The organism is Marinobacter halodurans, from assembly GCF_004327985.1.
Lineage (GTDB): Bacteria > Pseudomonadota > Gammaproteobacteria > Pseudomonadales > Oleiphilaceae > Marinobacter_A > Marinobacter_A halodurans.
This window is the reverse complement of sequence record NZ_SJDL01000240.1, coordinates 1-251: the sequence shown is the minus strand read 5'-3', so window position 1 is coordinate 251 and position 251 is coordinate 1. Positions and strand designations below refer to the sequence as shown.

At 58.2% G+C, this 251-nt stretch carries 1 protein-coding gene; it reads left to right on the top strand.

Features of this window, described 5'->3' with window-relative positions; translation table 11 throughout:
* Nucleotides 1-113 precede the first annotated feature (113 nt).
* Nucleotides 114-251: SDR family NAD(P)-dependent oxidoreductase (locus EZI54_RS24225; RefSeq protein WP_242674596.1), on the top strand; the 138-nt coding region annotated here is incomplete at its 3' end.

Genomic DNA, 251 nt, shown 5'->3' with positions numbered 1-251 from the left:
CCAGGGTCTGCCACTGTTCGGGTGTGCGGTGCTTTCTCATGGGGGTAACCTCGTGTCGGAAAATGTGAGGTTACTGTAGGGCGAATCTCAGCGGGGTGTCAGAACGTCCTGAAATGAACGCTTACGCCGGGCCGAACAAGCCCACACACGAGCTGAGCGAGGAAGAATGGGACCTTGTACAGTCCGTTAACGTGAAAGGCGTGTTCCTCGGGACCAAGCATGCCATACCCCACATGAAGCGGGCCGGGGTG